Raw genomic sequence first — 724 nt, 5'->3', positions numbered from 1 at the left:
GATCTCTCGCTCGAGTTCGATGCCGTGGACCACGTCGAGCCCAGCGAGTTCGGTGCGTAGGCCGGCAAGCGTCATCGTCATCTCGGCGAGCGCCGGTCCGCCCGTGCCACGACCGATCTGAGCTGGTGTGTACGCCTCCAGCAGGAACACGCCACCAGGCCGAAGCGAGGTGACCACACGCGCATGCAGATCCCTACGGACATCGGCGGGCATGTGAGCGAAGATCGACACCACCACGTCCCAGCGCTCCGAGCCGATGTCGTGCATGGTGAGGTCGGCGACCACCGCGTGCACGTCGACACCTCGGTGGAGAGCCAAACGAAGGGTCTTCGCGACTCCGGACTCCGTCAGGTCGACGCAATGCACTTCACGTCCTGAGCCGGCAAGGAAGACCGCGTTGCGACCCTCGCCCTCGGCCAGGCAGAGTGCCGCGCCGCGGGGCAACGTCGGTTCGCTGGTGCGGAGGAACTCGTTGGGCTCTGTCCCGTAGATGTATGTCTCGGCGCTGAAGCGCTGTTCCCACATCGAGCGCGCAGACGTCGGCTCGGTCATTGCGGACGAGCCGGAACAGCGCGGGTCGGCGCGACGGCCTCGCAGCACTGGCACCGGTCACCAGGTGCCACATGACCGAGCACCTGTTCCACGTGGGCGCCGCATCCGGCCCAGCTCGGGCGTTGGCAACTTGGGCAGTTCACTTCCATACACATACCCCATAGGGTATCAG

The 724-nt window shown here is 66.0% G+C and carries 1 protein-coding gene; it reads right to left on the bottom strand.

Annotated features, from left to right (window positions below):
- Positions 1–552 (bottom strand): class I SAM-dependent methyltransferase (locus B4M62_RS06700; RefSeq protein WP_290706205.1); only part of this gene is annotated, 552 nt, incomplete at its 3' end.
- Between the last annotated feature and the right edge of the window lie 172 nt (positions 553–724).

The organism is Gordonia sp. UBA5067 (genome assembly GCF_002414845.1).
GTDB classification, from domain to species: domain Bacteria; phylum Actinomycetota; class Actinomycetes; order Mycobacteriales; family Mycobacteriaceae; genus Gordonia; species Gordonia defluvii.
The sequence above is the reverse complement of the archived record's forward strand: the minus strand, read 5'-3'. Positions and strand labels throughout refer to the sequence as shown.